At 67.8% G+C, this 23,109-nt stretch carries 26 protein-coding genes and 1 tRNA gene; 13 read left to right on the plus strand and 14 right to left on the minus strand.

The annotated features are described in order from the left end of the window. Positions 1 to 134: 134 nt before the first annotated feature. From ACUN0C_RS02190 to ACUN0C_RS02225, 8 genes are all read left to right on the plus strand, one after another. Positions 135 to 1,418 (plus strand): Rieske 2Fe-2S domain-containing protein, encoded by a 1,284-nt coding sequence (locus tag ACUN0C_RS02190; protein ID WP_445464670.1) that lies wholly within the window; start codon positions 135 to 137, stop codon positions 1,416 to 1,418. A gap of 52 nt (positions 1,419 to 1,470) precedes the next feature. Next, entirely contained in the window at positions 1,471 to 2,703 is a 1,233-nt protein-coding gene (locus ACUN0C_RS02195; protein ID WP_445464863.1) for an NAD(P)/FAD-dependent oxidoreductase, read from the plus strand. Continuing rightward, positions 2,700 to 3,425 carry an SDR family NAD(P)-dependent oxidoreductase gene (locus tag ACUN0C_RS02200; RefSeq protein WP_445464671.1) on the plus strand — a complete coding sequence of 242 codons (726 nt, stop codon included), beginning with the start codon at positions 2,700 to 2,702 and terminating at the stop codon, positions 3,423 to 3,425. The genes ACUN0C_RS02195 and ACUN0C_RS02200 overlap by 4 nt, the downstream gene beginning before the upstream one ends. A gap of 16 nt (positions 3,426 to 3,441) precedes the next feature. Further along, positions 3,442 to 3,885, plus strand: coding sequence for a hypothetical protein (locus tag ACUN0C_RS02205; protein ID WP_445464672.1), 444 nt, complete (start codon positions 3,442 to 3,444; stop codon positions 3,883 to 3,885). Between the two features lie 349 nt (positions 3,886 to 4,234). After that, the gene (locus ACUN0C_RS02210; RefSeq protein WP_445464673.1) at positions 4,235 to 5,764 is read left to right on the plus strand and encodes an ABC transporter substrate-binding protein; all 1,530 of its coding nucleotides are present in this window, start codon (positions 4,235 to 4,237) and stop codon (positions 5,762 to 5,764) included. Between the two features lie 35 nt (positions 5,765 to 5,799). Then, positions 5,800 to 7,464, plus strand: a complete 1,665-nt coding sequence (locus ACUN0C_RS02215) for an ABC transporter ATP-binding protein (protein WP_445464674.1) — start codon at positions 5,800 to 5,802, stop codon at positions 7,462 to 7,464. Between the two features lie 4 nt (positions 7,465 to 7,468). Beyond that, complete coding sequence (locus tag ACUN0C_RS02220; protein WP_445464675.1) at positions 7,469 to 8,392, plus strand: ABC transporter permease; 924 nt, start codon at positions 7,469 to 7,471, stop codon at positions 8,390 to 8,392. 18 nt (positions 8,393 to 8,410) lie between these two features. Then, positions 8,411 to 9,268, plus strand: a complete 858-nt coding sequence (locus tag ACUN0C_RS02225) for an ABC transporter permease (RefSeq protein WP_445464676.1) — start codon at positions 8,411 to 8,413, stop codon at positions 9,266 to 9,268. Between the two features lie 362 nt (positions 9,269 to 9,630). Here the strand turns inward: ACUN0C_RS02225 and ACUN0C_RS02230 are convergent, their stop codons facing one another. From ACUN0C_RS02230 to ACUN0C_RS02240, 3 genes are read right to left on the minus strand one after another with little or no spacing between them, the layout of a single operon-like run. Beyond that, positions 9,631 to 10,293, minus strand: coding sequence for an aspartate/glutamate racemase family protein (locus tag ACUN0C_RS02230; RefSeq protein WP_445464677.1), 663 nt, complete (start codon positions 10,291 to 10,293; stop codon positions 9,631 to 9,633). Between the two features lie 58 nt (positions 10,294 to 10,351). Next, entirely contained in the window at positions 10,352 to 11,035 is a 684-nt protein-coding gene (locus tag ACUN0C_RS02235) for a molybdate ABC transporter substrate-binding protein (RefSeq protein ID WP_445464678.1), read from the minus strand. Between the two features lie 14 nt (positions 11,036 to 11,049). Then, positions 11,050 to 11,730 (minus strand): RraA family protein, encoded by a 681-nt coding sequence (locus ACUN0C_RS02240; protein ID WP_445464679.1) that lies wholly within the window; start codon positions 11,728 to 11,730, stop codon positions 11,050 to 11,052. A gap of 129 nt (positions 11,731 to 11,859) precedes the next feature. Between ACUN0C_RS02240 and ACUN0C_RS02245 the strand changes: the two genes are divergently transcribed. The 4 genes from ACUN0C_RS02245 (at position 11,860) to ACUN0C_RS02260 (ending at position 14,941) form a co-directional block, all read left to right on the plus strand. Then, positions 11,860 to 12,771, plus strand: coding sequence for a LysR family transcriptional regulator (locus tag ACUN0C_RS02245; RefSeq protein WP_445464680.1), 912 nt, complete (start codon positions 11,860 to 11,862; stop codon positions 12,769 to 12,771). A gap of 95 nt (positions 12,772 to 12,866) precedes the next feature. Then, on the plus strand, positions 12,867 to 13,661 hold the full coding sequence (locus ACUN0C_RS02250; protein ID WP_445464681.1) for a hydroxypyruvate isomerase family protein: 795 nt from the start codon (positions 12,867 to 12,869) through the stop codon (positions 13,659 to 13,661). A 693-nt stretch (positions 13,662 to 14,354) separates the two neighbouring features. Next, positions 14,355 to 14,591 carry an antitoxin MazE family protein gene (locus tag ACUN0C_RS02255; RefSeq protein WP_445464682.1) on the plus strand — a complete coding sequence of 79 codons (237 nt, stop codon included), beginning with the start codon at positions 14,355 to 14,357 and terminating at the stop codon, positions 14,589 to 14,591. Next, positions 14,588 to 14,941, plus strand: a complete 354-nt coding sequence (locus ACUN0C_RS02260) for a type II toxin-antitoxin system PemK/MazF family toxin (RefSeq protein ID WP_445464683.1) — start codon at positions 14,588 to 14,590, stop codon at positions 14,939 to 14,941. Before ACUN0C_RS02255 ends, ACUN0C_RS02260 begins: the two co-directional genes overlap by 4 nt. 94 nt (positions 14,942 to 15,035) lie before the next feature. Here the strand turns inward: ACUN0C_RS02260 and ACUN0C_RS02265 are convergent. The 6 genes from ACUN0C_RS02265 to ACUN0C_RS02290 all read right to left on the minus strand — a co-directional run bounded on the left by ACUN0C_RS02265 (position 15,036) and on the right by ACUN0C_RS02290 (position 19,321). Further along, a tRNA-Arg gene (locus tag ACUN0C_RS02265) sits at positions 15,036 to 15,112 on the minus strand. Between the two features lie 195 nt (positions 15,113 to 15,307). Continuing rightward, positions 15,308 to 16,123: a phosphonate ABC transporter, permease protein PhnE gene (phnE, locus tag ACUN0C_RS02270; RefSeq protein WP_445464864.1), complete on the minus strand. Its 816-nt coding sequence runs from the start codon at positions 16,121 to 16,123 to the stop codon at positions 15,308 to 15,310. Then, on the minus strand, positions 16,123 to 16,938 hold the full coding sequence (phnE, locus tag ACUN0C_RS02275) for a phosphonate ABC transporter, permease protein PhnE (protein WP_445464684.1): 816 nt from the start codon (positions 16,936 to 16,938) through the stop codon (positions 16,123 to 16,125). The genes phnE (ACUN0C_RS02270) and phnE (ACUN0C_RS02275) overlap by 1 nt, the downstream gene beginning before the upstream one ends. Further along, the gene (phnC, locus tag ACUN0C_RS02280; RefSeq protein ID WP_445464685.1) at positions 16,935 to 17,786 is read right to left on the minus strand and encodes a phosphonate ABC transporter ATP-binding protein; all 852 of its coding nucleotides are present in this window, start codon (positions 17,784 to 17,786) and stop codon (positions 16,935 to 16,937) included. The genes phnE (ACUN0C_RS02275) and phnC overlap by 4 nt, the downstream gene beginning before the upstream one ends. 62 nt (positions 17,787 to 17,848) lie before the next feature. After that, a complete protein-coding gene (gene phnD, locus ACUN0C_RS02285) occupies positions 17,849 to 18,814 on the minus strand; it encodes a phosphate/phosphite/phosphonate ABC transporter substrate-binding protein (RefSeq protein WP_445464686.1) in 966 nt (321 codons plus the stop codon). 114 nt (positions 18,815 to 18,928) lie between these two features. Further along, on the minus strand, positions 18,929 to 19,321 hold the full coding sequence (locus tag ACUN0C_RS02290; protein WP_445464687.1) for an excalibur calcium-binding domain-containing protein: 393 nt from the start codon (positions 19,319 to 19,321) through the stop codon (positions 18,929 to 18,931). Between the two features lie 140 nt (positions 19,322 to 19,461). On the opposite strand from ACUN0C_RS02290, the gene ACUN0C_RS02295 reads away from it, so the two are divergent. Further along, the gene (locus ACUN0C_RS02295; protein WP_445464688.1) at positions 19,462 to 19,653 is read left to right on the plus strand and encodes a hypothetical protein; all 192 of its coding nucleotides are present in this window, start codon (positions 19,462 to 19,464) and stop codon (positions 19,651 to 19,653) included. A 26-nt stretch (positions 19,654 to 19,679) separates the two neighbouring features. Here the strand turns inward: ACUN0C_RS02295 and ACUN0C_RS02300 are convergent, their stop codons facing one another. From ACUN0C_RS02300 to ACUN0C_RS02320, 5 genes are read right to left on the minus strand one after another with little or no spacing between them, the layout of a single operon-like run. Further along, a complete protein-coding gene (locus ACUN0C_RS02300; RefSeq protein ID WP_445464689.1) occupies positions 19,680 to 19,931 on the minus strand; it encodes a hypothetical protein in 252 nt (83 codons plus the stop codon). Positions 19,932 to 19,982: 51 nt separating this feature from the next. Further along, complete coding sequence (locus ACUN0C_RS02305) at positions 19,983 to 21,146, minus strand: ABC transporter ATP-binding protein (protein ID WP_445464690.1); 1,164 nt, start codon at positions 21,144 to 21,146, stop codon at positions 19,983 to 19,985. Beyond that, positions 21,146 to 21,811, minus strand: coding sequence for a molybdate ABC transporter permease subunit (gene modB / locus ACUN0C_RS02310; RefSeq protein WP_445464691.1), 666 nt, complete (start codon positions 21,809 to 21,811; stop codon positions 21,146 to 21,148). The genes ACUN0C_RS02305 and modB overlap by 1 nt, the downstream gene beginning before the upstream one ends. A gap of 16 nt (positions 21,812 to 21,827) precedes the next feature. Continuing rightward, entirely contained in the window at positions 21,828 to 22,652 is an 825-nt protein-coding gene (modA, locus tag ACUN0C_RS02315) for a molybdate ABC transporter substrate-binding protein (RefSeq protein WP_445464692.1), read from the minus strand. Positions 22,653 to 22,693: 41 nt separating this feature from the next. Further along, positions 22,694 to 23,065 carry a winged helix-turn-helix domain-containing protein gene (locus ACUN0C_RS02320; protein WP_445464693.1) on the minus strand — a complete coding sequence of 124 codons (372 nt, stop codon included), beginning with the start codon at positions 23,063 to 23,065 and terminating at the stop codon, positions 22,694 to 22,696. Positions 23,066 to 23,109: the final 44 nt, after the last annotated feature.

Genomic DNA, 23,109 nt, shown 5'->3' on the forward strand with positions numbered 1-23,109 from the left:
AATAATCCGATCTTTTAAATAACAGTATGCATAGTTGATATTGGACAGCAAATGAACGCTGAGTCAACTTTGACGCCATCCCAAGCGCCAGAGGCCTGGTCGTTCACGGCGAATCTCGAACGAAGGTGGCAGACATGATCTCGGAAAAGGACAACGAACTCCTGACCCGCACCGGGCCCGGCACGCCGATGGGGGAGACCTTTCGGCGCTACTGGATCCCGGCCCTGATGGTGTCCGAGCTGCCCGGGCCGGACTGCGACCCGGTGCGCGTCTCGCTGCTTTCCGAACGTCTCATCGCGTTCCGCGACAGCGCCGGCAAGATCGGGCTGATGGACGAGTTCTGCGCCCACCGCGGGGTTTCGCTGTGGTTCGGCCGCAACGAGGAAGGCGGCCTGCGCTGTCCGTATCACGGCTGGAAGTACGACACGTCGGGCCAGTGCATCGAGGTGCCCTCCGAGCCCAAGTCGAGCGGCTTCTGCGAAAAGATTCGGCTGAAGTCCTATCCCTGCATCGAGCTCGGCGGCGTCATCTGGACCTACATGGGCCCGAAGGAGCACATGCCGCCGCTGCCGGAATACGAATGGACGCAAGTCCCCGACAACCAGCGCTACCTGTCGAAGCGCTGGCAGCAGAGCAACTACCTGCAGGCGATGGAAGGCGGCATCGATTCGAGCCACGTATCGTTCCTGCATTCCGGCGACATCGACCGCGATCCGCTGCACAAGGGCACGGACGGCGCGAAATACGCCCGTTCCACCAACACCACCTTCGACATCCACGAATCGTCGGGCGGGCTGATGATCGGCGCGCGCCGGAAGGCCGAGCCGGGCTTCCACTACTGGCGCGTCACCCAATGGATGATGCCCTGGTACACGCTGATCCCGCCCTACAAGGGCAACGCGCTGAACGGCCATGCCTGGGTCCCGATGGACGACGAGAACTGCATGGCCTGGACGATGACGTTCCACCCGACGCGTCCGCTGACCGACGAGGAGGCCGAGGCGATGGACGCCGGGCACGGCGTGCACGCCTTGCTGATCCCGGACGGCCGCTTCCGTCCTGTCGCCAACATGGACAATAATTACCTGATGGACCGCGAGGCGCAGCGCCAGAAGATCTACTATTCCGGCATCAAGGGCATCGCCATTCAGGACGCCTCGCTGCAGGAGAGCATGGGCCCGATCGCCGATCGCTCAAAGGAGAACCTCGTCTCCACCGACAACGCGATCATCATGGCGCGCATGCGGCTCCGCAAGGCGGCGCGCGCGCTGGAGAAGGGGACGGAGCCTCCCGGCATCGCGCCCGAGACGCACCAGGTCCGCTCCGCATCGTTCATCCTTCCAGAGGACGGCGCCTTCAAGCAGACGGCTTTGGAGGCGACCGAGATGAAGATCGGACAGCCCTTCGTGGCCGTCTGACGGCGGCCTCGCCCGTCTTGACCAGGACGGAAAGGAACCCGTGTTGTCAGACGTGAACGATCGGGTGGTCATCGTGGGCGCCGGCCAAGCCGGCGGATGGCTCGCCGCGACGATCCGTCAGCTTCAGCCGGACCGGCCGGTGACGCTGGTCGGCGCCGAAGACCACCCGCCCTACGAGCGGCCGCCACTGTCGAAGGGCATCCTGCTCGGCAAGGCCGATGCGGCGAGCGCCTACATCAAGCCGCACTCGTTCTACGACGACAACCGCATCGGGCTGATCCTCGGGGTCGAGGCGCTGCGCATCGACCGGGCCGGCAAGCGGGTCGAACTCTCCGACGGCACGACAATCGCCTACGACACCCTGGCGATCACCACCGGCCTGCGGCCGCGCACGCTGCCGGTGCCAGGCGCCGGCCATCCGAAGCTCCGCTATCTCAGGACTCTCGCCGATCTCGCCGCGATTCGCGACGATCTCGCGCCCGGCCGCCACGTCGTCGCCATCGGCGCCGGGTTCGTCGGGCTCGAAGTCGCCGCCGCCGCGATCGCCTCCGGCTGCCGCGTCACGGTGGTCGAGGCCGCGCCGCACGCGCTCAACCGCGTCATGGCGGCCGAGGTCGCCGAGGCGATCGTGCTGCGGCATCGCAGCCGCGGCGTTACCTTTCTGTTCGGCGCGGCGGTCGCCGCGATCGGCGACGACGGCGGCGCCCCGGTCGTCGAACTCGCCGACGGCCGCACGGTGCGGGCGGACATGGTGCTCTGCGGCATCGGCGGCGTGGCGAACGACGGCCTGGCGCGCGCGGCCGGCCTCGACTACGCCGACGGCATCGTCGTCGACGAGGCTGGGCGGACCAGCGATCCGGCCATCTATGCCGCCGGCGACGTCACCGCCCAGATGAGCCTGGCGCTCGGACGGCGCATCCGGCTGGAGAGCTGGCAGAACGCGCAGAACCAGGCGATCGCCGTGGGCCGACACATCGCCGGGGCGCCCGAGCCTTATGACGAGGTGCCCTGGTTCTGGACCGACCAGTACGAGTTCAACTTCCAGATGGTCGGCCTGCCCGAGTGCTGGGATCGCATCGTCTGGCGCGGGGCGCCGGGCGACGACAAGTTCACCGCGATCTATCTCGCCGACGGCCGAGTCGTCGGCGGCAACACCATGAACAATGCGCGCGACATCCGCCCGCTCAGACAGATGGTTCAGGAGCGGACCCCGATCGACGCCGACCTTCTCGCCGACATCGGCGTCTCGCTCATCAAGCTGCAGAAAACGTGGGCTGCTCCATGAACTCGATCTCCACGCCGGACGCAGGGACGGCGACCGCCGGTCTGCAGGGACACCGCGCCCTTATCATCGGCGCCGACCATGGCGTCGGCCCGGCGGTCGTCGCCGCCCTGGCGCAGGCCGGCGCCAGGCTCGCCGTCGACGGCGCCGGCTCGGCGGATGCGATCGGCGTCGTCGAACTCGACCCCGTCGCGACGGTCGAGGCGGCTATCGCGGCGGCCGGCGGCCTCGAGATCCTGGTCCTCTGCCCGCCGCCCGTGAAGAACAAGCCGGTGCTCGAGATGACGCCGGAGGAACTCCGGTCGGTGGTCGAGAGTGAGCTCACCGTCGCCGCCCTCCAGATGCAGGCGGCGGCGAAATTCATGAGCGCCAACGGGTACGGCCGGATCATTGCCTTCCTGTCGATGTCCGGCAAGGCGGGCGTCCACCACATGGTGGCGCCCTACGCGGCGGCGAAGGGCGGCCTTCTCACCTTCATGCGCGTCCTTGCCGCCGAGACGGCGGCGGACGGCGTCACCGTCAACGGCATTGCCACGGCCCTGTTCGAGCCGCAGACTGCGACCATGCCGCAAGACAAGCAGGATCGCCTGCGCGACCAGATCCCGGTCGGACGGTTCGGCAGAAGCGAGGAAGCGGCGCAGGCGGTGCTCTATCTCGCCTCGCCGCTTGCCGGCTTCGTCACCGGCGAATGCCTCAACCTGTCCGGTGGCCGTTTCATGGATTGACCCCAGGGAGCCACCAATGATCGTCCAGTCTCTCATCAGCCGGCATGCCGGCAGGCGCATCGACGGGTACCGCAATTCCTCTCCGCGCTTCATCAAGGTGCTCGCGCTCGGGCCGAACGCCGAAAGCGTCATCGCCGAGGTGAATAAGGCCGAACGGGACAATGTCCTGATGAGCGGCCGCATCGATCCTGGCCGGAGCCTGCCGATGGACGAGCCCGTCGACGGCAAGAAGCCGCACGCCGTCATCGTCGTCCATGAGCAGGGCGAACAGGACCAGTTCCCGTTCCTGATCGAGAGGACGGCCTCGATGCTGTCGTTCATCGTTCTGGAGAACGGCCGCGTCTTCAACGAGAACGCGGAAAACGAGAAAGTGCGGAGCATCCGCGCGATCGCCGATCTCTTCGTGACCACGTCGGACCGCGGCTTCGTGCGCGAGCTGGTGGACAACCTCGCCAGCTAGCTGAAGCCCGACCGCTTCCGACAGCTCCGAAACCGATGCTCCCCGGTCGCCGTCGCGGCCGGGATTCTTGTCGTCCGGCGCCTTTATCATTTTGATCGCGGTGCTTCTATGCGCTCAGTTATACATTGAGGCAATGAAACCCGGGTGATTAAGAATTGGACGCAGACTTTCCGACCTCCGTAACATGACAAACCGTAGGCGGCTGACGAACGCTGCGGGTGTTGCCGAAGGCCGCTTGCCGCCGGTTTCCACGGTCGGAACGGCCGGATGTCTTTCGCGATGCGGCAGATGCGGTCGGACTGGCCGCCGCCCTGCGGGCGTCAACGATTTCGCGCACTGGAGAAGCGACATGCCCATGCACAGACGAGACGCGATCAAGTTCTTCGGCGCTACCGCCGGCATCGTCTTCCTCGCCGCGCCCCGCATCGCGTTCGCGCAGGGCTCCAAGCAGCTCATCGTGGCGCTCGACGAACTGCCGCGCCAGCTCGACCCGCTGCTTTACCAGACCAATCCGGGTTACCGGGTGATGCAGAACATCTACGACACGCTGCTCACCGTCGACTACGGCGGCGACGGCAAGCTCTTGCCGGCGCTGGCCGAAAGCTGGAAGCGCGTCGATGGGCGCACGGTCGAGTTGACGCTCCGCCAGGGCGTGACGTTTCACGACGGGTCGCCGCTCACGGTGGACGACGTGGTCTTCAGCTTCGGCCCCGAACGCCGCACCGACCCCAGTTCGCCCGGTTTCGGCACGGCCCAGCAGTTCCTCAAGACCATCGAGTCCGTCGAGGCGGTCGACGACAAGACCGTCCGCGTGACCTCCTCGGTGGACGACCCGGTGATCGAGCTGCGCCTGACCGCCTGGGGCTCGCAGATCGTCAACAAGGCGGCGTTCCAGGCCGCCGGCGGCTTCGAGGGCTTCGCCCAGGCGCCGGTCGGCACCGGGCCCTTCTCGGTCAAGTCGCTGTCCGCCGATACCATCGAACTCGCCGCCTTTCCCGACTATTGGGGCGGCGCGCCGAGCATCGACCATCTGAACTACCGCCTCGCGCCGGAACTCTCCTCGCGGATCGCCGGCCTCGTCAGCGGCGATTTCGGCATCATCGCCGACGTTCCGCCGGACCAGTTCGGCCCGATCCAGAGCAATCCCGATCTGGAGATCGTCGGCGGCACCGTGGCCAGCATCCGCGTCGTCAAGTTCGACACGCGCAACAAGACGCTGAAGGACCCGCGCGTGCGCAAGGCGCTCGGCCTCGCCGTCGACCGGACAGCCATCGTCGACGCCCTTTGGGCCGGCCTGGTCAGCATCCCGAGCGGTCATCAGCTCCCGGCCTTCGGCGAGCTCTACGATCCCGATCATCCGGCCTACAAATACGATCCCGAAGCGGCCAAGCGCCTGCTCGACGAGGCCGGCTACGACGGCACGCCGATTCCCTACCGCATCCGTGTCGCGGCCTACGGGCCGGAACTGGCGACGGCGCAGGTGCTGGTTTCGATGTGGGAAGCGGTCGGCGTCAAGATCGACATGCAGATCAAGGAGAACTTCGGCCAGCTGATGGAATATCCGGGCACCGGCATGCGCAACGGCGTCGACCCCGTGCTCGTGTCGGACCCGCTGTTCGGTCTCTGGCGCTCATACAACGAGTCCGAGCGCGAGGTCTGGGAGAACGAAGAATTCTACAAGTGGGGCCACATCCTCGAATCGAGCCTCCACCCGGCCAAGCGCAAGGAGGCGTTCCACCACATGATGGACATCTTCGACGAGGATCCGCCGGCGATCATCCTGCAAACGATGGGCGTCTTCTACGGCAAGAAGAAGGCGGTGCACTGGAAGCCGATCCCCTCCGTCTATATGGATTTCCGTGGCACGGAGATTGCATAGGTTTTCGCATCGCATACAATAACGGCAGTTCGCAGATGTCCATACACGCGAGCGACGACTGTATTTGCAGGATCGAAGACCTCGGAGTTGCAATCGACGGTGACGTTCCTGTCGCGCTCGTGGACGGCATCTCCTTCGAGATCCGGAAGGGCGACTATTTCGCCCTTGTCGGCGAAAGCGGCAGCGGCAAGAGCATTACCTGCCACGCGATGATGCGGCTGCTTCCGTTCAAGCCGAAGATCGACGGCCGCATCTTGATCGACGGACAGGACGTCTGGTCGCTGAACCGCCGCAAGCTCCTCGCCTTCCGCCGCAAGTCGGTCGGCATGGTGTTCCAGGATCCGCTCGCCGCGCTGAACCCGGTTCGCACGATCGGCTCGCAGATGCTGGAGGCGCTGCAGATCCACTATCCGGCGGCCGATGCCGACGAGCTCAGGAACAGAACCGTGCAGGCGTTGCGCGACGTGCACATCCCCGAGCCGGGCTCCCGGCTCGGCGTCTATCCCCACCAGCTTTCGGGCGGGCTCAACCAGCGCGTCATGATCGCCCTGGCGCTCATCGGCAATCCGAAGCTGCTGATCGCCGACGAGCCGACCACGGCGCTCGACATGAGCGTGCAGGCGGAAGTGCTCAACCTGATCGACGAGCTGCGGCGCAAGAACGACCTGACGGTTCTGCTGGTCACCCACGACCTCGGCATCGTGCGCGACCGGGCGACCCACATCGCGGTGCTGCAGAACGGCAAGATGGTCGAGCAGGGACTGGCCGCGGACGTGGCGAACCGGCCGAAGGCCTCCTATTCGAAGGAGCTGTTCGCCGCCTCCTCGGTCGACTGGCCGGGCCGCGGCGAGACCAGGCGCAGCCGCGAGCCGCTCTGCCTGACCTTCAACATGGTGAACAAGACGTTCTTCGCTTCGAAGAAGGACCGCACCAGCGGGGTCGGCATTCCCGCCGCCAAGAACATGTCGTTCACCGTGCGCCGCGGCGAGATCGTCGCGCTGATTGGCGAGAGCGGTTCGGGCAAGACGACGGCCGCCAAGATGGCGATGAAACTCGAGACGCCGGATTCCGGCGACATCATCCTTCATCCCTCGCCGCGCGACTTCAAGACGCCGCTCAGCGTGCAGATGGTGTTTCAGCACCCGCGCGATTCCCTCGATCCGCTGATGCGCGTGGAGGATCAGCTCCACGAGGTGTTGAAGGTGCACGGCTGGAAGGACAAGGCCAAGCGGCACGCGCACATCCTCAAGACGATCGGGGACGTCGGGCTCGGCGTCGAGGTGCTCGGCCGGCGGCCGACCTTTCTGAGCGGCGGCGAGGCCCAGCGCGTGGTGATCGCGCGGGCCCTGCTGCTCGAGCCCGACATGCTGATCGCCGACGAGCCGCTCTCCGCCGTCGACGTGCGGATCCAGAAGCAGATCCTGGGATGCCTGCAGCGCCTGCGCGAGCGGCTCGGGATCGCCATCCTGCTGATCACGCACGACCTGCGCGTGGTGTTCGAGATCGCGGACCAGGTGGTGGTGCTGCGCTACGGCCGTGTGGTCGAGGACGTGCCGGTCGCGATGTTTTCGGACGGTGCCCGCGACGAATACACCCAGAAGCTCATCGACGCGGTGCCGGGCAAAGCCGGCCATGGCGTCGCGGACGACGGGCCCGGCCTCGCCCAGCAGGCGGGCGGCGCCATGATGATGGGGGTCTGACCGCATGCACCTGGGTTTCCGCCTCCTGCGCGCCTGCATTTCGCTCTGGCTGATCGTGACGCTGGTGTTCATCGCGTTGCGCGCCACCGGCGATCCGATCACGGCGATCTTCGATCCGGACAACACGCCCCGCGCGGCCCTCGAGGCCTATCGCCGGCACTGGGGTTACACCGGCACGATCTTCGACCAGTATCTCGTCTACGTCTCCAACCTGCTGCACGGCGAGTTCGGATTCTCCTCCATGGCCAACCGCGACGCCTATTCCGTGGTCATGGAACGGCTGCCGGCGACGTTGGAACTCGTCGCCTGCAGCGCCCTGCTGATGATGGCGATCGGCATCCCGGTTGGCGCCGTCGCCGCGATCAATTCCGGCAACCGGATCGATCGCTTCGTGATGACGTTCTCGACGGTCGGCTTCGCCCTGCCGAATTTCGTGCTCGGGCTGGGCCTGATCCTGCTCTTCGCGGTCAAGCTGCACTGGCTGCCGTCGAACGGCGTCGGCACCCCCAACCATCTCGTCATGCCGGTGCTGACCATCGGCATTTCCCAAGCGGCGATCTTCACCCGCTTCGTGCGGTCGGCGATCCTCGATGCGCTCAAGCTGCAATGCGTGACGTCGGCGCGGGCGAGGGGCGTCAGCGAATGGAACGTCTTCTGGGCGCACGTGATCCCCAACGCGCTGCTGCCGTTGGTGACGATCACGCCGCTGCTGGTCGGCGCTATGGTCGCGGCGAGCGCGGTCGTCGAATCCGTCTTCGGCTGGCCGGGCATCGGGCGCCTCATCGTCGAATCGGTCGCGCAGCGCGATCTGGCAGTGCTGCAGATGATCGTGATGATGATCGCGGTCGTGATGATCACGACCAACCTGCTCGTCGACTTGACCTATTCCCGCCTCGATCCCCGCACCTCGGCGTCCGGCGCCCACTGACCCGGAATGGAGTGAACCATGCACGGAACCGTCTCCGCCAGAATCCCCCGCCAACGCGTTGAGCTCCCGCGGGTGGGGGTCCTGCTCGCCCTCCTCTGGCTCCTCGCGTGTCTCGTCCTGATCGTGGTCTTTCCGCTGCTCTCCAATCTCAGCGTCACGACGATCGACCTGTCGGCGCGGCTGGCGCCGCCCGTCACCTTCGGAGGCACCTGGGCGCATCCGCTCGGCACGGACGAGCTCGGCCGCGACGTGCTCGCCCGGCTTGTCGCCTCGCTGCGTACCAGCCTGGCGATCGCGCTGGGCGCCGTGATCATCTCCGCGACGATCGGCACGGTCATCGGCATCACCGCCGCGCATCTCGGCGGCTGGCTCGATCAGCTTGTGGTCGCCGCCGTCGACACGCAGGTCTCGGTGCCCTTCATCATCATCTCGCTGACCCTCACGGCGATCTTCGGCAACAGCCTGTTCCTTTTCATCGTCGTGCTCGGCCTGTTCGGCTGGGAGCGCTACACGCGCCTCGCCCGCGCGATGACCATGGCAGCGCGCGGCCGCGGCTACGTCCTGGCGATGAACACGCTCGGCTTTTCCCAGCCGCGCATCTATCTGCGCCACGTGCTGCCGAACATCGCGTCCACCCTGCTGGTCACGGCGACGATCAGCTTTCCCGAGGTCATTCTGCTCGAGACGTCGCTGAGCTTTCTCGGCCTCGGCATCCAGCCGCCGATGACGAGCCTCGGCAACATGCTGGGGTTCGGCCGCAGCTATCTGCTCACCGGCTGGTGGATCGCGGTGGCGCCGGGAATGACCATCTTCTTCTGCGCGCTGTCGATCAGTGTGCTTGGCGACTGGGCCCGCTCGGTGATCGGGCGGCGCTGAGAGGACGGCGGCAGAACGGGCGGAGAGGGCGCCGGGTCACCGCGGCCGGGCACGCCGATTCCGCCCGCTGCCGGCGGCCGCTTCGGCTTCTTCCGCGGCGTTCGACCGCCCGCCGGTCCACCCAGAAATGAACGACGCCCCGGGGTTCGGACCAGGGCCATCGCCATCGCCTATGGCGAGCAACCTTCACCCGTCTGCTACAAACGGACGAGGCCGTGCGGTCTTCTTCTTGCCGATGGAACGAGAAGGCCGGCGGGCGGGTGAGGGGGCAGGACGCGCGACATGCGCTCGTCCCGGCACCTGGGCGCGGCTGATCGACGGCCCGCAAGGCGAAGCCGCGGGCCTGTCGGTCTGTCCGCCGGTCAGCCTTCGACGAGGTCGCGCAGCCGCTCGACCGCGGCGCCGGGGGCGGAGAGAACCGGCACGTCGAGCTTGCTCGACAGCGCCGCCAGGGCGCGGGCGGTCGAGAAATGCGCCAGCATGACGGTGTCGAAGCCCTGCAGGTCCGGCGCCTTCTCGGCGATCAGCCGATTGTGCGTCTCCGCGTCGCCGGCGCGCAGCGCGGTCATCGCCGCTTCGACGAGGACGGTGGTCAGCTGCGCGTCGACGCCGGCCTCGGCGACGTAGTCGTCGAATTCCTGGCGCATCGTGGTCAATGCGGGCCCGAACGTCGCGACCATCGCGATCGCGCGCCCCTGCTGAACGGCGGCGCGAAACATCGCCTCGTTGGGCTTCAGGACGGGAATCGGCAGCTCGCGGCCCATCCGCTCGATGGCCGGGCCGAAGGCGGAACAGGTGACGAGGATCGCGTCGGCCCCGGTGGAATGGCCGTAGCGGCCGAGCGCGACGAAGCGCTCGATCATCGCCTCGGTCAGATCCGCGCTCTTGGCGCGGTCGGGACTCAAGCTGTCGTCGAGCAGGTTGACGAGCTCGGCTTCCGGCCAGATCGCGTCGAACGCCGCCTTGACGGGATCGATCGCGACCGGCGTCGCGTGCAACAGGACGATGCGGGGCGCGGCCGTCATCGGGTCTCCTCTCTCTGCTTGGTATTCGGCGCGCCGATCGATCGGCTCGCCGCGCGGCTCAGAACCGCAGTTTCAGGCCGCGGCCGGCAAAGGAGCGGCCGGCGGCCGGCGACGTCAGGAGTCCGATGAAGGCGGCGGCGCCCTGCGGGTCGGCGGCGTCGGCGAAGACCGCGGCGCTGAAATCGGTGGTCTGCTGACAGTCGTCCGGCAGCGGGCCGACCATCTCGATGCCCTCGACCGCGCGCAACTCGCTCATCTGCTGGACGGCGAGAACCGCATCGCCACTGCGGACCCGCTCGCCCGTGAGGCCGGCCGGGATGACCAGGCTCTTGGCGCGAACCCGGTCGCCGATTCCGAGCCGGTCGATCAGCTTCTCGAAATAGATGCCGCTGGCGCCGGCCCTGGAATAGGCGATGGAGGGAACCTCGAGCAGCAAGGCGATCAGCTCGGCGGCGTCTTGCGGCCTGGGAAATTGCGCTCCCGGCTGGGCCGCCAGGCCGAACTCCGCCTGGACGATCGGCCGGCGCGAGGCCGGATCGAGCCGCCCGGCGGCCGTCAGCTCGTCGATCGCATAGTCGATCGCGAAGATGCCGTCGGCGGTCTCGCCGGCCTCCACGCGCTTGAGGAGCGCCGCCGTCGGATCCCACACGATGTCCGGAGCGGTTCGGCCGAAGGTCGGAAGCAGATCCTGCTTCACCGCGTCGATGACGACCAGCGCACACATCAATCGCGTCGCGGGCATGGCGGACCGCCGTCCTATTCGATCTCGATCGGGTACGGCACGGCGGCGAGCCGGTCGTCGATCCACTTGCGGTCGACCGAGCCGTCGCGGACGCGCCCGCGCTGGGCGTTCTCGCCCGCGAACCGCTTGTAGGCCTCCGGATAGAGATCCTCGACCTCGTCGAAGGGGATGCAGATCAGGCCGTCATCGTCGCCGATCATCAGATCGCCCGGCTCGATCACCATGCCGTCGATCGCGATCGGCACGTTGATGTGGCCGGGGCCGCTCTGGAAGGGCCCGCTCAGCGTGACGCCAGACGCATAGACCGGGAACCAGTGGTTGCGGACGTGGCCGAAGTCGCGGATTGCGCCGAAGATGACGACGCCAGCCAGGCCGCGGGTCTCGGCGTGGGTCAGCATCATCTCGCCGACGATGGCGTTGTCGAGCTTGCCGCCGGCATCGACCACGATGATGTCGCCGGGTTGGGCGAGGTCGATCGCCTTGTGGACGAAGAGGTTGTCGCCGGGGCGCGTCTTCACCGTGTAGGCGGGGCCGGCGAGGACGGTGCCGCCCGCGTGCATTGGGCGCAGCATCGCGCCACCGGCCTGGATGCGCGCCATGCAGTCGCCGATGACGGCGGCGGGGATCTCGCGGTACTTCTCGATCATCTCCGACCCGACGCGGCGCTTCGGCTGACGAATTTGAAGGCTGTACATGGTATTGTCCCTCGGAGGTTGCGGCGCGCCGACGGTCGGCCCACGATCCTCTTCCCTTGCCGCGCCGGCCAGATTTCCGGAAATACAGATTTCGCCCGGCTGCCATAAGGTTCCTGTATGGTGTGGCGGATGCCCGGGCTCCTTTCCCTTCATCGCCTTCGATATTTCCTCGCGATCGCCGAGCACGGCTCGATCTCGGCCGCGGCGCGCGCGCTCAACGTCGCGCAGCCGGCGCTCAGCTACCACGTCAACGAACTGGAGCGGCTGACGGGCCTCGCCCTGCTCACGCGCAGCAACGACGGCGTGCTGTTGACGGAGGCCGGCAAGCTGCTGCGCCGGCACGCCGCTGAGATCGTCGCGCGTGCGGACGCGGCCGAGGAGGCGCTGGCGCGGCTGGCGCGCCGGACTGCGGCGGTGCCGCGGGTGCGGATCGCCGTGATCACCTCGCTGGCGGCGGCGCTGACGCCCCTGCTGGTCGACCGGGTGGCACCGGAGCCCGACCGGGTCACGCTCAGCATCGTCGAAGCCGGAACGCGCGACATCAAGCTGAAGCTGGACAAGGGGCTGATCGACATGGCGGTCAGCCTCGGGCCATCGGGGCGGACCGAAGACCGGCCGATCGCCTATGAACGGCTGTGGTTCCTGACGCAAGAGGGGGCGGAGCGCGGCGACATCAGGCTGGCGGAGATCGCGCCCTATCCCCTCGTCCTTCCCGCTTCGGGCAATCCGTTGCGCGAACTGATCGACCACACGTTCGAGGCGCGCGGGCTGACGATGAACCTGGTGCTGGAGGTGGACGGCCAGAACTCCCGCCGCAAGGCGGTTTCGAGCGGGATCGGCAGCACGATCCTCGGCTCGCATTCGATCGGGATGGAAACCGGCGACGGGCCGGTCGCGCGAAGGATCGTCGCGCCGGACCTCTATCGGCCGATCTTCCTCGATTGCCGCCCGGGGCTGGACGCCGCGCTGGCGGCCCGCATGACACGCATCCTGAAGTCTGCCCTGCTCGAACTCGGATTGAGCGCGACAGCGCCTGGCTAAGCGCCGGCGCCTGTGATCTATTGAAAGTCCCGCTCCTCACGGGCGGAATACATTTGCTTTGCAAATAAGACGCTCGTGCGGACAAAGAACCGAAGATGCTGCGTTTCGCTGCGAACCTGACGACCATGTACGCCGGCATGCCCGTGCTGGAGGCCATGAAGGCCGCGCGGGACGATGGCTTCACCGCGGTGGAGTGCCGCGCGCCCTTCGCCGATCCCAAGGAGAGGGTGGCGGAGCGGCTCGCCGAACTGGGGCTCACCATGGTGCAGTTCAACACGCCGATGGGCGATTTTGCGGCCGGCGAGCGCGGCCTCGCCTGTCTGCCGGGCCGGGTGGACGATTTCCGAGCCTCCGTCGAAACCTCGCTCGACTATGCCAAGGCGCTCGGCTGCAGCCAGATCAACTGTCCGGCCGGCGTCCTGCCGCGGGGCGCCCGCCGCGAGGACCTCGAACCGGTGCTGGCAGAAAACCTGAAATTCGCGGCGCGCCGTTTCGCGGAGATCGGCGTGCGGCTTCAACTGGAGGCGATCAATCCGGTCGACACTCCCGGCGCCTTCATCTGGACCACCGCGCAATGCGAGCGGATGCTAAAGCTCGTCGACGACGAAAACCTCTATCTCCAGTACGATTTCTACCACATGCAGGTCGTCCAGGGTGACCTCGTGCGCACCTACGAGCGCCTGCGCGAGCGGATTAACCACGTTCAGATCGCAGACAATCCCGGCCGGCACGAGCCCGGCACGGGGGAGATCAATCACCCCTTCATCTTTTCCGAGCTGCAGCGTCTCGGATATTCGGGATGGATCGGCTGCGAATACGTCCCGCGGACGACGGCGCGCGAGGGTCTGGGCTGGCTGGCGCTGGCTTCCGGTGACCATCATGGTGGCTGACCGGCGGCGTCGGACGGCACGGGCCTGCACCTCTTCGTGGCGCCGATCGTGCACCTGGTGGCGCACGCGCTGACGGATCCGAGCCGAGAGTTCGCCGGCACCAGGCCGCAACGCGACCATCGCAACAAGGCGAAGATGCAGATGTCCGGCGGGGTCTGGGCACCGGGCTGCGAGGCCGCGAAGATCTGCTTCTCCTGCCTCTCGTACTCCGCCTGCTTGCGGCCCCGCAGGTTCGGCCGCGAGATGAGCGAGGCCATGAACGAGCGCCGCCAGAGCCTCGTGGACCAGGGGCACGCCACGCGCATTGAGAACGGACGGTCTCGGCTCTCAGCTCATGCCCTCGCAGCCTGTTCTGGACAAGCAGATCGGTAAGCACATCAGTGGTGCCATGCGCGAGACCGGCGGCATCGCGTCGAGCTTCGGACGCAAGCGGGGCTTGGGCTTGCGAGACACTGGCGACGCGCCTTGCTGCTCTTGGCCATGCGCGGGATCGCTGCCGTCAGACCTTCAAGGTCATTCCGATTCCGCAGGCGTGCGCGCCGCGCACGCCTGCGGCCTCCGCCAGTGCGGGGTCTCTGCAGGTGGACGGGGACGGACGCGGACGCGGCGTGCGCCTTGGGCTGCAATGAAAAGCAGTGGTCGATTGCGATCGGTCGTGATAGGTTACATGTAACGTCTGCCGCGGAAGTCCATATGGCGACAGCATCGAATTCCAAGCCAGGGCGGGTGAAGGTCAGAGAACATCGCGATCGACTGCGCGCTCAAGGGCTGCGGCCCATCCAGATCTGGGTGCCCGACGTGCGCGCGCCCTCTTTCCGAGACGAAGCGCATCGACAGTCGCAGTTGGTCGCCACCAGCGCTCACGCCTGGGAGGATCAAGCCTTCATCGACGCCATATCCGCCTTCGGTCCTGACGGCGATGAGGGATGAGGCGCGGCGAGGTCTGGACCGTCTCCGGCGGCAGGGGTTATGCGGGCAAGCCGCGCCCGGTCGTGATCGTGCAGGACGACAGCTTCGACGCCACTGACTCTATCACGATCTGCGCCTTCACCACCGACCCGACGGAGGCTCCGCTGTTCCGCCTTGCGGTTGAGCCGAACGAGCGGAACGGCTTGCGCTCCATTTGCCGCCTGATGGTGGACAAGATCACCACCGTTCCCAAGGCAAGGATGGGTGCGCAGATCGGACGTCTCGACGACGAGGACATGGTGCGGCTCAATCGAGCGATGACCGTGTTCCTTGGCCTGGCGGTTTCTCCGCGAGCCGGAAGGGGACGTTGACGAACCCGTCCCACAGCAAGCTCGTCGGGGGCCCTCTCGGATGGTGGACGCGCGGTCACGAAACGAAGGCTTGCCGCGTATGTCTTTGATGGAATGGCGCACCCGACAGGATTCGAACCTGTGACCTCTGCCTTCGGAGGGCAGCACTCTATCCAGCTGAGCTACGGGTGCCTGAGCCGTCCGCGCGTCTTAGCCGATTGGGCGTCGGGCCGCAACGTGCAAGCGGATGGCGCGGGGGAGATGGGGCGGGCGCCTGCCCGAGGCAAGGCGCGGGCGGGCCGTGCCGCGGCGCTATCCGGCCGGAAGCCTTCTTGCGGCTCTCGGTGGACTCGCCGACGAGTGGCCGGCCGTTCTCCGCCCGTGCCGTCAGATGATGGCCTGGCGCACCTTTGCCGACACCCATTCGGAGACGAGGACCGTGACCAGGATGACGGCGAAGATCACCGTCACCTGGTTCCAGGCGAGCATGTTGAGCGAGGATTGCAGCTTCAGCCCGAGCCCGCCCGCGCCGACCAGCCCGAGCACGGTCGATTCCCGGATGTTGATGTCCCAGCGGAACACGGTGATGCCGGCGAAGGCGGGCAGGATCTGCGGCACGATGGCGTAGTCGATCACCTGGGCGCGGGAGGCGCCGGTCGCCGCGACCGCCTCGACCTGGGCGGTGTCGATCTCCTCAATTGCCTCGTAGAGGAGCTTGCCGATGAAGCCGAGCGACCGCAGCATGATGGCGATGATGCCGGCGACCTGGCCCGGGCCGATGATCGCGACGAGCAGGAGGCCCCAGATGATCGAGTTGATCGAGCGCGAGGAGACGATGACGAGCAGCGCCAGCGGCCGCACGAAGGTGGCGCTCGGCGTCGTGTTGCGTGCGGCGAGGAAGGCGAGGGGAACGGCGAAGACGACGGCGAGCAGCGTGCCGAGCGTCGCGATGTTGATGGTTTCCCAGAGCGGCCACCAGAGTTCCGAAAGATAGCCGAAGCGCGGGTTGACCATCCTGGAGAAGAGGTCGCCCGCCTGGCGCGGCGCGTCCCAGATGAAGGCCCAGATCGTGTTCTTCGTCATCACCTGCCAGCAGAAGACGAAGAACGCCACGAGCGCGAGCCACCCGGCCCAGAGCGCGATCTGCCGGCCTGTGGTCCGCCGCTGCCATGTCGGCCCGGAACGGGAGGCTGCGACCGGCATCACTGCACCCATCTGCGAACGTGGCTGGAGGCGTATTCCGCGAGCATAACGACGACGATGATGAGGATCAGGATCGCCGCCGCCGTGTCGTAGGAATAGCGTTCCATGGAGGTGTTGAGCGTCGCGCCGATGCCGCCCGCGCCGACGATGCCGATCACGGCGGACTCGCGGAAATTGATGTCGAACCGGTAGAGCGCGAGGCCGATGAGGCGCGGCATCACCTGGGGCTGGATGGCGTAGTTCACCAGCTGGCCCCAGCTCGCCCCCGTCGCCCGGACCGCCTCGGCCTGCGCCTCGTCGATGTCCTCGATGTCTTCCGCGAGGAGCTTCGAAAGGAAGCCGATGGTCGCGAAGGAGAGCGTGAGGAAGCCGGCGAACGGGCCGAAGCCGAACATCGCCACGAAGACGATGGCGATGATGATCTCCTGGAAGGCCCGCGAAAGAGCGATGATCGCCCGGCACACATAGTAGACGGGTCGGGGCGCGAGGTTGCGGGCGGCGCCGATCCCGATCGGGATCGAGATCGCCACGCCGACGACGGTGGAGGTGACCGTCATCGTCAGGCTTTCCTCGAAGCCCTGGACGATGTCGCGCCAGCGCCGCGTGAAGTCCGGCGCGAGAAACCCCTGGATGAAGCGCCAGCCCCGTTCCGTGCCCTCGTAGATGCGCTGCCAGTTGACCTCGAGGGAGCCGACCGCGAGGACCAGATAGACGAGCAGGCCGCCATAGACGATCACGCGCCAGTGGCGGCTCTGGATGAGGAGGGGTGGGCGCCGCCAGCGCCGCGCGGCGAGCGGCATGGCGGCGGCGTTCATGCGTGCCCGGCCATGCGCTTGCCGGCGTTCTCCGCGGGGCCGGCGGCGAGAGCGCGATCGAACGCGTCCTCCTTCTCGTCCTCCTCGGCCCGGCGCTGCATCGCGGCCCAGTCCTCTTCGCCGTAGATCGTCGTCAGCACCCGGTCGTCGACGTCCGAAGGCGGCCCGTCGAAGACGACCTCGCCGGCGCGCAGGCCCACGATCCGCTCCGTGAACTGCCGCGCGAGGACGACGTCATGGATGTTGATGATCGCGGGAAGTGCCCGCTCCTCGCAGATTTCGCGGATGAGCCGCATGATCTGGCGCGACGTCTTGGGATCGAGGCTCGCCGTCGGCTCGTCGACCAGCAGCAGATCGGGATCCTGCTCGAGCGCCCGGGCGATGCCGACGCGCTGGCGCTGCCCTCCGGACAGTGCGTCGGCGCGCTTGTCGACGTGCTCGCCGAGGCCGACCCGGTCGAGCAGCGCGAACGCCTTCTCGATGTCCGCCTGGGGAAAGCGCCTCGTGAAAGATCGCCAGAACGGAACGTAGCCGAGCCGGCCGGAGAGGACGTTCTCCATCACCGTCAGCCGCTCCACCAGTGCGTATTCCTGGAAGATCATCCCCATGCGGCGGCGCACGCGCCGCAGCCGCGTGCGCGACAGGCCGGTGATCTCCGCCTCGTTCAGGAAGATGCGGCCGCCCGTCGGCTCGACCAGGCGGTTCACGCACCGGATCAGCGTCGACTTTCCGGCGCCGGACGGGCCGATCAGCCCGACGACTTGGCCCGCCGGAATCGTGAAGGAGACGCCCCGAAGGGCGAGGTCGCCGGTGCGATACCGTTTCTCGAGACCTGTGATCCGCAGCACGGTTGCCCTCGTCCTTCAGGAGCGTCGGGGGCGGGAGCGGGAAGGGCTCCCGCCCGGATTCCTCACTGGCAAGCGTAGGAGACGTTGCTGGCCTCGTCGATCTGGCGGATCACGCTCCAATCGTCCTTGAAGGTGATCTCGACGAACTTCGCCTCGCCCGACTTGGAGAATTCCTCGGCGAGCGCGGAGCCTTCCCAGGGGAAGGAGAAGAACGCTTCCTTGATCTTCTCCTGCAGTTCCGGCTTCAGGTTGTAGACGACGCCGTAGCCGGTGGTCGGGAAGGTGCCGGAGGTATAGACGACCTTCAGCTGGTCTTCCCGCACCACGTTCCGCTCCAGCATGCGCGCCTTCACGGAATTGGCGATCGCGGCGGCGGGATAGTCCTTGTTCGCGACGCCGATGATGGAGGTGTCGTGCGAACCGGAGAAGACAGGCTGGTAGTCGGTGCCGGCCACCATGCCGAACTCGCTCTTCAGCAGGGCGGACGGCGCCTTGAAGCCGGAGTTCGAGGTCTCCTGCGTGAAGGCCATCTGCTTGCCCTTGATGTCCTCGACCTTCTCGATGCCGGAGCCGGGATAGGTGATGATCTCCATCTCGTAGCCGAAGCTGCCGTCCGCCGAGGCCATCATCGCGAAGGGCCGAAAGCCCGCGCAGGCGACGGCGATCGGATTGGAGCCGGTGTTGAAGCCTGCGACGTGCAGGCGCCCGGCGCGCATCGCTTCCAGCTGGGCGGCGTTCGACTGCACGGGGAAGAACTGCACGCGCTTGCCGGTCACCGCCTCCATGTGGTCCAGGAAGCCCTTCCAGACGTCGGCATAGACCGCGGGATCCTCGACCGGCGTATAGGCGAAGATCAGGGTCGCGGGATCGACCAGCTGGCTCTCGTCGGTCGGGATGTCGGCGACGAGGTCGCCGTCGGCGTCCGAGAAGCGCGGGTCCAGCTTGAACTCGGCCTGCGCCGCAGGGGCGGCGATCACTGCCGTGATGAGTGCTGCCGAAAACAGCCCGTTGCGAATGGATTGGTGCATCTCGATCCTCCGTTGATCCTCATCCGAGTGCCGTGTTCGGACCACGGGCGCGCCACAGGATGATGAAGGATCCTTATCAGTTTTGTGACGCCGAGGCTGGGCCCGGTCGGGCGATCAGCGCCGGCGGGGGACCGGCTCGCAGGCGAGACCGTCCCGGTCGGCGTCGTGCTTCGGCCAGTAGCCGGGCTGGCCCCTCGCAGCAGGCGCGAGCCCGACGAGGCGTGCCGCGGTGCAGTTCGGAGCCGCGGCGATGTGCCGGATCGTGGTCCCGGCCGGCCAGGGGCTGAGCACCTTGACGAGGATGTAGGGTACGGAGACGGCGATCACGCCAAGCGCCGCAACGAAACCGACGGCGCTTGCCCGCGTCAGCATCCGGCGGCGCTGGAGGGAGCGCTCGAACCGGCGCGAGACTGCGGACAGGCGCCGGCGCAGCGCCAGGAGCTCCCGTTCCGGGTGCCGGTCGGACGTGCCCCGATGAACGTGCCAGCCGCGCGGCAGCCGTTTCATCGCGCGAGCTTGGCAGGCGCGGCCTAAGAGCGGGTTACCGCCTGCCGAACCGCCACGACTGGCGCGAAGCGTTCCGAAGGTGCATGCTTGCCGCACTCAAGAGCCTTTTCATGGCGCCACGACTTCGAGCGGAGCAGCCAATGAACTCGCAATTCACGGTCGGCCTGAAAATGGAGGGGCGGACCCGACGGGCGACCGTCCGGGCCGACGATGCGCTCGTCGCCGCCCTCAAGGTGAAGCTCGACCATCCCTCGGCCGCCATCATCTACGTCCGCAGGTGCAATCGCCGGGGTGACCTGCGGCATCCTCACGGCGCGGTGGAGATGCAGTAAACGGGGCGGCGACCCCGGTCCGGCGCTCAGACCGCGGCACTCGTGCCGGCCGGCTGCGGCCGGCCCATCTCCACGGCGACCCGCGCGCTGATCGCCGCGCGGATGATCTCGTCGGCCAGTTCGTCGATGGTCCTGCCGCAGTTCGGGTACGTCTTCCCGATCCGCTCCGCGCAACGCGCCACGGCGAGGCACCGTTCGGCTTCGATCGCATCGGCGACGAGCCGCCTGATCTCCTCCGTCACCATCTTCTCGACCATCGTGAGATCGGCTTCGACCATTGGGCGCTCCTGACCAGTGGTTCACCGTGGGCGTGTCGCGCCCGGCGCGCATTAACCTGGCGTAACGACACCTGGAATTGATCCGTCGGGAGCAGGAGCCGCGCCGGAGGCGGCCGGCATCAGGTGAATGCCCGAGCCGAGGAGCGACACGGTCGCCGGGACGCCGGGCGCGAGACCGTTCCGCCGCGCGACGTGGAGCGGGACCGAGAAGTGGAGCGGGAGGCCGGGGGCGTGCGCCGGCCGAAGCGTCACATGCGCCGTCTGGCCGATCGGAAGCAGCGAGTCCACGGTTCCCGCGACCGGGTTCTCGCGCTCGCCGCGCGATGGGCGGTCGCGCCTGTGCAGGACGACGAAGCCGTCAGGCACGACCCAGGAGAGCCGGGTGCCGACTGCGAGCTCCGGCCGTGCTCCCGCCTCCAGCGTCGTTTCGGCCCAGCCGATCGTCGTGACGCCGCGGTCGGTGTCGTGCCCGAGGACCGTGCCCTCAAAGACGTTGCGCATGTCCACCAGCCGCGCGACCTCGGCGGACACCGGGCGGTGCGTCACCGCCTCGGGCGTGCCGGCCTGGAGCGTCCGGCCGTGGTGGAGCACCACCATGCGGTTGGCGAGCATCGTCGCCTCGTCGAGGTCGTGGGTGACGAGCACGACCGGCATGTCGAGCACGCGCCGCAGCTCCGCGATCTCGCGGTAGAGCCGCTGGCGGGTCGCCTTGTCGACCGCCGAGAACGGCTCGTCGAGGAGCAGGACCTCCGGCTCGCGACCGAGCGCGCGGGCGACCGCCACGCGCTGCTGCTGGCCGCCCGACAACTCGCCCGGACGGCGCGCCTCCAGACCCGAGAGATGCACGAGATCGAGCAGCGCGCGCGCGCGCGCTTCCCGTTCGGCGGGCGGGAGATGGCCCATGCCGGCCGTGACGTTGCCGAGCGCCGTCATGTGCGGGAACAGCGCGTAGCTCTGGAACACCATGCCGACCCGGCGCCGGTGGGCCGGGACGTGCGTTCCGGCGGCGCCGTCGAACCAGGTCGCACGCCCCACCTTCACCAGGCCTTCCGTGGGCCGATAGGTGCCGGCGATGGCGCGCAGGATGGTGGACTTGCCGCTCCCTGAGGGGCCGACGAGGGCGAGCACCTCCCCCGGTTCGCATGAGAACGCCGCATCGAGCGGGATCGGCGCCGACTGGCGGAGGGCGACGTCGAGGCTTCTCGCGCCCGTCATCAGAAGCGGCGCCCGATCCGCCGGGACACGCTGTAGGTGAGCGCGATCGTCATCAGCGAAATTGCGAGCAGCAGGGCCGACATTCGGCCCGCCGCGGCATCGTCGAACGCCTGCACCCGGTCATAGATCGCGATGGCGATGGTCCTGGTCTCGCCGGGGATCGATCCGCCGACCATCAGCACGATGCCGAACTCGCCGAGCGTGTGCGCGAAGCTCAGGACGGCGGCCGTCAGGATGCCCGGCCAGGCGAGCGGGAGCTCGATCCGCATCAGCGCCTGCCACGGCGACAGGCCGCAGCACGCCGCGGCGTCCCGGATCTCGAGCGGGATCGCCTCGAAGCCGCGCTGGATCGGCTGGACCGCGAAGGGCAGGTTGAAGATCACGGAAGCGATCAGCAGCCCTTCGAAGGTGAAGGCCAGCGGCGTCCCGAAGGCCGACTGCCAGAGCCGGCCGAGCGGCGAGGCGGCACCGAACGCCACCAGCAGGTAATACCCGAAGACGGTTGGCGGAAGCACGAGGGGGAGCGCAATCAGCGCCTCGGCGAGCCCCTTGCCGGCGAAGGCGCGGAAGGCGAGCGCGCGCCCGAGCGCGATCGCGATCGGGACCAGGAGGAGGACGGTCAGGCCGGCCAGCCGCAGCGAGAGGAAGAGCGCCTCCCAGTCCATTTGCGCACCCCTTGGCTCAGGGCTCCCCGGGCAGGCTGAAGCCGTACGTCCTGAAGATCGCGCGCGCCGGTTCCTCCTGGAGGAACCGGTAGAAGCGCGTCGCGGTTTCGCCGGCCCTGCCGATGAGCGCCATGCGCTGGCGGAGCGGCGAGTGCCATTCTGCCGGAACGAGCGCGAACCTGCCACGGGCCGAAACCTGAGGAGAAAGGGCAAGCGAATAGGCGATGATCCCCCCGCTGGCATTGCCGGAGGTCGCGAACTGCGCGGCCTGGCTGACATTCTCGCCGAGCACCAGCTTCGGCGCGACGGCCTCCCACAGGCCCCTGTGCCTCAGCGCCTCCTCGGCCCGCCTGCCGTAGGGCGCGTGTTCCGGATTGGCGATTGCGAAGCGACCGAGGCGGCCGTCCTCGACGGCCGCCACGACGTCGTCGAGCGAGCCGTCGGGCTGAAGCGGGGAGCCGTGCGGGACGATCAGGACGATACGGCCGAGGGCGTAGAGGGCGCCGTCGTCGCGGGCCAGTCCGTCGCGTGCGAGATCGAGCACGTAGCTCTCGTCCGCTGACAGGAAGAGCTCGAAGGGGGCGCCCTGGCGGATCTGGCGCGCGAAATTGCCGGACGAACCGAACGTCGTGCGAACCGCCAGCCCGGTCTCCGACCGGAACGCGTCCGCGATCTCGGCCAGCGCGAACTGCAGGTCGGCCGCGGCCGCGACGACCGGCGGCTCCTCGCCCGCGAATGCGGCAGGTCCGCCTGCAAGCGTGACCGCAACGGTGGCGGCGAGGGAGGCGAGGGTTTCTCGACGGGTCGGCATGAGCGGCTCGGTGGGGGGGGGGGGCGACATGAACGGCCGAACATATCGGCTCCGACCCTCGGCGGCAACCGTCACGGCGCGCCGGGCGGCTCCCGCAGCATGCGACGCAGGGCGTCCATTTCGCTCCTGATCGCGCCTTCGGTGAGGGCTTCCATGCGCCGGTAGGACGACAGCACGGCCGCCCCGGTTTCCGTCAGGACGGCGCCGCCACGTTCCTTGCCGCCGCGCGCCGATTGCACGAGCGGCTCGCGGAAGCATGAATTCATCGTCTGGACGAGGAGCCAGGCGCGCTTGTAGCTCATGCCCATGCGCCGTCCGGCGGCAGCGATCGAGCCGGTTTCGCCGATCGCCTCCAGGATGTCGGCCTTGCCCGGGCCGAGGGCGATGTCGGGCTCGAGCACGATGCGCAGCCGCGCCCCGGCGGTCTTGTTGCCTGCCTTCATCGCGCAAGCATCGGCCGCGCCCGCGTCTGTCGCAAGATGCTCCT

This window comes from Faunimonas sp. B44 (genome assembly GCF_052655945.1).

Bases quoted from the DNA above. Each gene is read 5' to 3' on its own strand.
- ACUN0C_RS02190 (WP_445464670.1), top strand. From the start codon at position 135: ATGATCTCGGAAAAGGACAACGAACTCCTGACCCGCACCGGGCCCGGC.
- ACUN0C_RS02200 (WP_445464671.1), top strand. From the start codon at position 2,700: ATGAACTCGATCTCCACGCCGGACGCAGGGACGGCGACCGCCGGTCTG.
- ACUN0C_RS02205 (WP_445464672.1), top strand. From the start codon at position 3,442: ATGATCGTCCAGTCTCTCATCAGCCGGCATGCCGGCAGGCGCATCGAC.
- ACUN0C_RS02210 (WP_445464673.1), top strand. From the start codon at position 4,235: ATGCCCATGCACAGACGAGACGCGATCAAGTTCTTCGGCGCTACCGCC.
- ACUN0C_RS02215 (WP_445464674.1), top strand. From the start codon at position 5,800: ATGTCCATACACGCGAGCGACGACTGTATTTGCAGGATCGAAGACCTC.
- ACUN0C_RS02220 (WP_445464675.1), top strand. From the start codon at position 7,469: ATGCACCTGGGTTTCCGCCTCCTGCGCGCCTGCATTTCGCTCTGGCTG.
- ACUN0C_RS02225 (WP_445464676.1), top strand. From the start codon at position 8,411: ATGCACGGAACCGTCTCCGCCAGAATCCCCCGCCAACGCGTTGAGCTC.
- ACUN0C_RS02230 (WP_445464677.1), bottom strand. From the start codon at position 10,293: ATGACGGCCGCGCCCCGCATCGTCCTGTTGCACGCGACGCCGGTCGCG.
- ACUN0C_RS02235 (WP_445464678.1), bottom strand. From the start codon at position 11,035: ATGCCCGCGACGCGATTGATGTGTGCGCTGGTCGTCATCGACGCGGTG.
- ACUN0C_RS02240 (WP_445464679.1), bottom strand. From the start codon at position 11,730: ATGTACAGCCTTCAAATTCGTCAGCCGAAGCGCCGCGTCGGGTCGGAG.
- ACUN0C_RS02245 (WP_445464680.1), top strand. From the start codon at position 11,860: ATGCCCGGGCTCCTTTCCCTTCATCGCCTTCGATATTTCCTCGCGATC.
- ACUN0C_RS02250 (WP_445464681.1), top strand. From the start codon at position 12,867: ATGCTGCGTTTCGCTGCGAACCTGACGACCATGTACGCCGGCATGCCC.
- ACUN0C_RS02255 (WP_445464682.1), top strand. From the start codon at position 14,355: ATGGCGACAGCATCGAATTCCAAGCCAGGGCGGGTGAAGGTCAGAGAA.
- ACUN0C_RS02260 (WP_445464683.1), top strand. From the start codon at position 14,588: ATGAGGCGCGGCGAGGTCTGGACCGTCTCCGGCGGCAGGGGTTATGCG.
- phnE (WP_445464864.1), bottom strand. From the start codon at position 16,123: ATGCCGGTCGCAGCCTCCCGTTCCGGGCCGACATGGCAGCGGCGGACC.
- phnE (WP_445464684.1), bottom strand. From the start codon at position 16,938: ATGAACGCCGCCGCCATGCCGCTCGCCGCGCGGCGCTGGCGGCGCCCA.
- phnD (WP_445464686.1), bottom strand. From the start codon at position 18,814: ATGCACCAATCCATTCGCAACGGGCTGTTTTCGGCAGCACTCATCACG.
- ACUN0C_RS02290 (WP_445464687.1), bottom strand. From the start codon at position 19,321: ATGAAACGGCTGCCGCGCGGCTGGCACGTTCATCGGGGCACGTCCGAC.
- ACUN0C_RS02295 (WP_445464688.1), top strand. From the start codon at position 19,462: ATGAACTCGCAATTCACGGTCGGCCTGAAAATGGAGGGGCGGACCCGA.
- ACUN0C_RS02300 (WP_445464689.1), bottom strand. From the start codon at position 19,931: ATGGTCGAAGCCGATCTCACGATGGTCGAGAAGATGGTGACGGAGGAG.
- ACUN0C_RS02305 (WP_445464690.1), bottom strand. From the start codon at position 21,146: ATGACGGGCGCGAGAAGCCTCGACGTCGCCCTCCGCCAGTCGGCGCCG.
- modB (WP_445464691.1), bottom strand. From the start codon at position 21,811: ATGGACTGGGAGGCGCTCTTCCTCTCGCTGCGGCTGGCCGGCCTGACC.
- modA (WP_445464692.1), bottom strand. From the start codon at position 22,652: ATGTCGCCCCCCCCCCCCACCGAGCCGCTCATGCCGACCCGTCGAGAA.
- ACUN0C_RS02320 (WP_445464693.1), bottom strand. From the start codon at position 23,065: ATGAAGGCAGGCAACAAGACCGCCGGGGCGCGGCTGCGCATCGTGCTC.